4 protein-coding genes are annotated in these 6,609 nt (G+C 62.6%); 1 reads left to right on the top strand and 3 read right to left on the bottom strand.

What is annotated here, in order from left to right; all coding sequences use genetic code 11:
• Positions 1-110: 110 nt before the first annotated feature.
• The gene (locus tag OXK16_10960; protein ID MDE0376469.1) at positions 111-1,253 is read left to right on the top strand and encodes an integrase arm-type DNA-binding domain-containing protein; all 1,143 of its coding nucleotides are present in this window, start codon (positions 111-113) and stop codon (positions 1,251-1,253) included.
• 212 nt (positions 1,254-1,465) lie between these two features.
• On the opposite strand, the gene OXK16_10955 is transcribed toward OXK16_10960, so the two are convergent.
• The 3 genes from OXK16_10955 to OXK16_10945 are packed head-to-tail and all read right to left on the bottom strand — an operon-like array spanning position 1,466 to position 6,043.
• Entirely contained in the window at positions 1,466-2,620 is a 1,155-nt protein-coding gene (locus OXK16_10955; GenBank protein MDE0376468.1) for a DNA methyltransferase, read from the bottom strand.
• On the bottom strand, positions 2,617-3,963 hold the full coding sequence (locus OXK16_10950; protein ID MDE0376467.1) for a hypothetical protein: 1,347 nt from the start codon (positions 3,961-3,963) through the stop codon (positions 2,617-2,619). The genes OXK16_10955 and OXK16_10950 overlap by 4 nt, the downstream gene beginning before the upstream one ends.
• A gap of 1 nt (position 3,964) precedes the next feature.
• Positions 3,965-6,043: a DUF87 domain-containing protein gene (locus OXK16_10945; protein MDE0376466.1), complete on the bottom strand. Its 2,079-nt coding sequence runs from the start codon at positions 6,041-6,043 to the stop codon at positions 3,965-3,967.
• Positions 6,044-6,609 lie beyond the last annotated feature (566 nt).

The following is a 6,609-nucleotide window of genomic DNA, read 5'->3' as shown; positions in this document are numbered from 1 at the left end:
CACCGAGTCACGTGCGTTGGCACGGCGTCGGTTGTTCCTTGACAACCCGTCCCGTCACAGGTAGTTTCAATCTGATGTGGGACACATAGTGGGATACTAAGGAGAGGGAATTGCCCAAACTCACCGCAGCGTTCGTACGATCAGTCACCAAGCCAGGCAAATACGGCGACCAACACGGCCTCATCCTCCGAGTCCAACCCACCGGATCCAAACAATGGATATGGCGCGGAACCATCAGCGGCCGCCGACGAGACCTCGGCCTCGGCGGCTACCCCTACGTGACCCTGGCCGAAGCACGCGCCAAAGCCTTCGAATACAAGAGAACAGCCAGAGCAGGCGGCGACCCCACCAGACTCCACCCAGACCAGATCCCCACATTCCTGGCGGCTGCGGAAGCCGTGATCTCCCTACACGCCGGCAAATGGAAACCAGGCGGAAAATCCGAAGCCCAATGGCGTTCCAGCCTCGCCACCTACGCCACACCACTGATCGGCACCAAACGGGTACACGAAATCACCACCGCAGACGTGATGGCATGCCTCGTGCCGATCTGGACCACCAAACCAGAAACAGCCAAACGAGTACGTCAACGGATCAGCGCGATCATGAAATGGGCCATCGCCGAAGGCCACCGATCTGACAACCCCGCCGCCGACGCCGTCACAGCAGCACTACCCAAACAGAACAGCGTCGGCAGGAAACATCACCGCGCGCTGCCACACCACCAAGTCGCCGACGCGTTGGCCACAGTCCGCCAGTCCGCACACCCGCTGACGGTACGGCTGGCGTTCGAGTTCCTAGTACTCACAGCAGCACGCTCAACAGAAGTAAGAGGCGCCACCTGGTCCGAGATCAACCTCAACACAGCCACCTGGACAATCCCAGCCCAAAGGATGAAAGCCGCCCGCCAACACAGAGTACCCCTATCCGAAAAAGCCATCGGCGTGCTAGCCGAAGCCCGCCGCCACTCCGATGGCAGCCCCTGGATATTCCCCACCAAAACCGGCGAGCAGATCCCATCATGGGTCCTCACCAAACTACCCACACGCCTCAACCTCGAAGGCACCCTCCACGGCATGCGCAGCACATTCCGAGACTGGTGCGGCGAACAAGGCATCCCCCGCGAAGTAGCAGAAGCATCCCTAGCACACCGCATCGGCAACGCCGCCGAACAAGCATACGCCCGCAGCGACCTCCTCCAACGCCGCCGCCAACTCATGGAAACCTGGGCACAATACACCAACCCCAAGTAAATCGATCAACGCTCGGTGACACTCCCCTAAAGGCGGAGGAACTTCAACTCTGACCGACGCAGGGGCACAGGTCAACGTCAACAGGCGGCGTGTACCAGACGATCTCCCCGTCGGGTGATTGACTCCTCCTGATGTGACGATAAGGGGGTTTGCAGGAGTGGACGGAATGGCAGGTCTCGGCTCCCATCCCGGGGAAGTCGCCGCGTCTTGGCCTAGGCCGCGGGCCACGCTGCTACGGCTCGGCCTGTCGTGGTTCTGGGGAGCACGAGTAGGTCCATTTCTCCGGGTTTCGCGGCCCGGTCGCCGTATAGCGAAGTCTGGGTGGGTCGGCGGAACGGGGCCGGGGTCACATCTACGTCTCGGCCGCTAGCGATCTCGGCGAGAATCGGGAGGACCACGTTGAACGTTCGCTCGCGGGCGTCGCAGCGCACCAGCCACGCGGCGTCGGGGTGGGCTCTCTGTGCCGTTGCTGAGAACACGCGGCGCAGCATTGTCCGGTACGCGACGATGTCGACGTACTTCTGCTTGGTATCCCACTTTGGCAGTGCGGGGCCCTCTCCGATTGCCCACAGCCTCAGCCAGCTGTCGGCTCGGTAGTCGGTGACCGCGCTGTACGGGGGTGATGTCACAATTAGCCGGGCGGGCTTGGCCGCAGGTGCCATGTCGGTGGCGGAGTCGCCGAGGGACACGGTCACGCCGGGGCTGTGGGACCTTTCGGGGATCCCTTTGCGGTAGCGCCAGTCGACTCTGGCGTTGAGGAAGCTGACGGGCTCGACTTCGGGCGGCGTCTCGTAGCCGTTGTCCTTCCACCAGCGCACGCAGTAGCCCGGCGACATGGCCCGGCAGTGTCGCATCTGGTTCGAGAGTCCCTGGGGGATCTTGCTGTGCAGGTAGTGGAGGATCAACGCGGCGACTGTTCTGTCGGTGGTGTCATGTCGCCATTGCAGCTCGCGGCGAGCGGCGCGTAGGAACCGAAGAACGGTCGGGCAGAACGCGAGTGCCTGGAACTCCGATGTGGGCTCGCTGTCCTCCAGCGAGGCGGACTCGGAGATGCCTCGGATGCGCTGTTTCACTGTCTCCGGGTCGGGGGCGGGGGCTGTTTTGGTCGCGGCGTACACCCAGGCGACCGGGTTGATCTCGCACGCGAGGGCATCCCTGCCAGCGACCATGGCGGCGTAGGGGACGGTTCCTCGGCCGCAGAAGGGGTCTAAGACCAGGTCTCCGGGGTGGGTGAAGCGGCCTATGGCGTCCTGGGCGAATCTGAAGGGGAACATGGCGTAGTAGGGACCCAGACGAGCCCATCGGGCCTCGGGAGTGGCGAACCCTACGCTGCAGTCGGGTGCTGGCTTTATTGAGGCGGCTGTCATCGGTCCGAGAAGATTGAGGCCAGTATCTCTGTGCCGCGGCGCAGCGGCACGGCGGCATGCAGATGAGCCCGCGCCAGTGGGGCGAACCCGTCCTTGTAGAGGTGGGTGCCCAACTCGTCGATGAGGTCCAAGGCGTCACCAGCGCGCGGGTAGGCGATCCCCTCCACGCATGCCTGGTCTGCTCCCTGAGCGTTGACGATCGGCAGCGTCAAAGCAGCGTGCTGTCCGCCCTGCGACTTGTACATCAGGTGTCGGCCGTAGTAGGTCGCCTGCCCGTAGGGCTTGGCGTCCAGCGGTCGTAGAGCGATGTGTTGGTGGATGTAGCTGAACGTCGGGGCCATCACCGCGCCCGGCTGCAGTCGGCCGCGCTCTCCTCGGGCTGCGGACCAGTCAAGGGTCTCAAGGTGGTCCATGAACATTCCGCTCTTCTCGACTCCTAAGAGGAGCACGCCCGCGCCGCCCTTGTACAGGGAGAGTCGGTGGAGCCGGGCTAGTTCGTCTTGTATGTGCTTCTTGAGCCACGCCGCCATGCCGAAGATGGCGAGCGGGCCGTCCATAATGAATCCGATCCCGTCGAGCACATCTAACCGGTCGTGGCGCTCGAACCAGCGGATCAGGTTGACCATGGACAGGTGCTCTACAACGATCCGCACCATCGTGAAAGCCTGCTCGCTGCTGCCGTAGTCCTCGAACCTCTCGTGGCAGCGCAGCGAGTCCGACGGGTACACCGTCTCTCCACACGCTTCACAGTTCGTCAGGTCAAACCGCGGGGTTACCTGCTGGTCGCAGAACTCGCCGGGGCATTGGATGGGGGCCGACCGGTCGTTGGTGATGGCTCGCAGCGTCCCCAGCAGGGTCTCGTGGTCGCCGGAGAGGGTCGCTCCGCTGATCTCGCGGTGCACGACTTGTCGGAAGAACCTCTTGGGGGTGTCCGCGTCGGCGGACTTGCCTATGACATTGCGTCCGGGTAGCACAGCGCTGAGAGTGTGGCACTGTTCGAGCGTTCTAACGGCGGCGGGGCTCGGGATGGGATCGGTGGCGCTCCTGCCCATTCGGGCGAGTTCCCGCAGATCTGCCAACGCGATTACGACCGCGGCGATGTTCAGCAGGGAGGCTTCTGCTCCCGGGTGGCCGTTCTCGACCCTCGATGTCACAGTCGAGCCGTCTATGGCAATGAGGGACTTCACTCTCGCCGACCCGCGGTGCGGCGCGATCATGGAGGGCAGGGCTACAGGTTTCGTGGATGCCGACTTCTTGATCTCGCCGTCGAAGTCGCGGACAGCCGGGTTGTCGACTAGTCGGGCCAGTGTGTGGCCCGTGGCGTACTCACCTTCGTACGGCACTCTAGGGGCCGGTCCCGATTGTCGGGGCTTCGAACTCATCGATCTGTACCGGGACCGTGAACCGGCTGGAGCGGGTCTTCATCTTCACGTAGCCAACCTCGTTGACAGCGATGATTCCGTCCGTGAAGTCCGCGAAGTCGTTGAACTTGGCGAGCTGGCGGGTCTCATCGGTGTTGTTGAGGTGGGCTATGAACCAGTTCTCGGTGTTCTTCAGGATGTTCGCATGAACCGATGACGGCTCCTGGGTCGAGTACACGATGCCGATGTTGAACTTCGCCCCTTCTTTGGCGGCCCTCACCCAGATATCGGACATGTCGTTGCTGTCGCGTGGCAGCAGGGTGTGAGCCTCCTCTACGTAGACGATCACCGCCGGGGGCTCGGAGAGTTCGCCAGTGGGTCCCACCGGCTGTGGATTGATGAATGCGTGCTGCTGAGTCCGGAATATGGCCCGCATCACATCGCGGGCGGCCGCCTCGTTCATCTGCGGATCGCCGGTGGACTGGTCCACAATCACCAGTCGGCCGGCTTGGAGATGCTTCACAATCTCGTCTGTGTAGTTCGATCTAGCCGCCGGGTCATGCCAGACACGAGCGGACCTCAGCACGTTCAGGCCGCGGGTGTTGGAGAAGATCTTGAGCAGATCCAGAAGCCGGCTGTCGGACCACTTCTTGCCTCCTCTGCGTTCATAGGCGCTGTCGAAGTCACGGAAATCCTTGGTGTCTACGAACTCTGACATCGCTCGCGCGAAGTCTCCGGCCCTCGGCCAGGTCTTCAACGACACTTCGGACTCGTTAACGAAGTTCCTCATGGCGTCGCTTCGGCCCATGGCCTCTCTGAGGTGCTTGTTGAAGAGGCCTCTTGTGTCCGGGGCATAGCTCGGGGCTCCGTACCCAGCGGCGGCGAGTATCGCTCGATAGATGAGCAGCGCTCTGCGGTACCTGGTCCAGGCGCTGTGGTCTGCGGGGTTCTGCGGCGGCACCATGTCCTGGCTCACGAAGGGCTTGATGTACCCGGCGGTCTCGCCCGATAGGTAGTTGTCGAGTATCTGTTTGCCTTGGGTCAGGCTGCTTAGGGAGTCGCTGGCGTCGTTGCGGTCCGGGGGGCCGACGGGTTCGCGCTCACCGTAGAAGTTGAACTTGGTGATCTTCCGGTTAGGGTCGTGCCGGTGGGGGTGCAACCCATAGGTGACCACGTCGTTGGGACCTGCCCACTCGTGGTTGCCCACATTGCGCAGGCAGCCTTGGTCCTGGGGATTGGCGTTGGCGTACTCGCCGTCCGGGTCGAAGATGATCTGCCCGACTCGGGTGCCGTCCTCATGCTGTCGCATCTCGAACACGGCGCTGGCGATGATCTTGACGGTGTTCGACTTTCCGGTGCGGGTCATCCCAAAGAGGGCTGTGCGTTGAGCGACGAAGTCCCCAGCCGAGATATTCACCGCGGCCGCGTCAGGAGGCGTCGCCGTGGCATAGCGGACGTGGCCGATCTTGGTGATCTGGGTCCCATCGTCGGCTCGGCTGGCGCTGTTGACGATCTGCTCCAGGTCATCGCCGGTGGGCTTGTGCACCTTCAGGCCCCGCCCGCTGTAGAAGTTGTCCACGTCGCTGCTGAACCGCCACTGGGCGTCGCTGTCGTCCAGCGGCTGGTACATCCCGAGAATCCGGCAACTCACCCCTGAATACCTCATCAAGTTCAAGGTGAACAGGTCCGTCACGTCGCTGTCATCCCAGTTCCCGGTGCTGTCCGCCACTCGCTGGGCAGCGTCGAAGCGGGCCTGCCGCATCGACATGTCATTCGGCAGCGGGGTGCTCGATACCACCCGTAGCAGCAGGCGGGGCGCGCCCGGGTCAGGAAGGTCGTCTTCGCCGAGCCTCACGGCGACCAGCAGGCATCCCTGCTGCACGCCGCCTACGGCCTGCCTAGCGCTGTCGTGCAAGAGAAAGTCGGCTGTCGTGTAGTCGATCTGAATGACATCACCGACCAAGCGCCCCGGATCAACGAACGTCTGCTTTTGCTGGTCGTGATCGTCCACGATCTCAGCGAGTGCGTCACTCAACCCCCTGGGACTGCCGGACTCGCTCATTTGCTCCTTGCTGGTCGGTGTCGGCGCAGCATGATGGTAACCATCCCAGGCCAACACGACGGCGAGCACCACACCCGCGAGTCGGAAACTGTCACACGATTCCTGTACAACCCCCGGGCATGGTGTGCGTGGTGTGCGGGTGATGGAACCCATCCGTGAGGTATCGGAACGACTCCTCGAACAGGCCGGTTCTCTGCCCGGCCAGCGAGGCATCGATGCAACCAGCGGGCCTATACGGGGTGATGCACGCCCCCGACTGGCGAACTAGATACGCGAACGATCTACGCAAAGTAATGTGAGCAAACTAGTACTACAGGCTTAGGATCGTAGAAGGTGCTGGCTGGAGGTAGGTTGAGCCTATGGCGATTCCTGCAAGTAGGTATCCCGCGCTCAAGACGCGCGATGTGTTGAGATTGCTGGGCAAGATCGGCTACGAGATCGAGCGGCAGCGGGGCTCACATCGGAAGGGTTCATTTTGGCTTTTGCTCTTGATTTGTGGTCGGTTTGGCGCTTAAATGGTCTCGGGCGGAGGTTGGCTGGTTCTGGAGGACTCATGGTGAGTGTGC

Source organism: bacterium (genome assembly GCA_028821235.1).
Lineage (GTDB): Bacteria > Actinomycetota > Acidimicrobiia > Spongiisociales > Spongiisociaceae > Spongiisocius.
Note: the sequence above shows the minus strand (reverse complement) of the source record. Positions and strands in the feature narration are given on the sequence as shown.